The 586-nt window shown below is 49.7% G+C and carries 1 protein-coding gene; it reads left to right on the plus strand.

What is annotated here, in order from left to right:
- On the plus strand, window positions 1-475 hold a 475-nt coding region (locus AC1DUO_RS26080), incomplete at its 5' end, for a 16S rRNA (cytosine(967)-C(5))-methyltransferase (protein WP_477989638.1).
- Between the last annotated feature and the right edge of the window lie 111 nt (window positions 476-586).

Below are 586 nucleotides of genomic sequence, written 5' to 3' on the forward strand. Positions count from 1 at the left end.
TGTTCTCGCTGTTGATGTGGATGAGCAACGTTTGAAACGTGTTCATGAAAACCTTCAGCGTTTGAAACTCAGCGCGGAAGTGAAGCAAGGCGATGGGCGCGAGCCGCAGATGTGGGCAGGTGATCGCATTTTCGACCGCATTCTTCTCGATGCCCCCTGTTCAGCGACGGGCGTTATCCGCCGGCATCCTGACATCAAATGGCTGCGCAGAGACAGTGATATTGCCGAACTCGCCAGCCTCCAAAAAGAAATTCTTGATGCCATCTGGCCACGGCTAAAAAGTAAAGGGATCATGGTGTACGCCACCTGTTCGATTTTGCCGGATGAAAACTGCCAGCAAATAGCCTCATTCCTCGAATCACATCAGGATGCTACGCTGGTTGAAACCGGAACGATGGAAAAACCGGGCCGACAGAATCTTCCACATCCTGAAGATGGCGATGGATTCTATTACGCTAAACTTGTTAAAAGCTGAATATCTCGTATTAGTGCTGTTTACTCAGGCTAATACCTTCGAGGCAAAGCAGAGAGTCATATGAAAATAATCATTCTCGGGGCCGGGCAAGTTGGCGGAACACTTGCCGAA

The sequence above is a fragment of the Rahnella sp. P4_A8 genome (assembly GCF_056402435.1).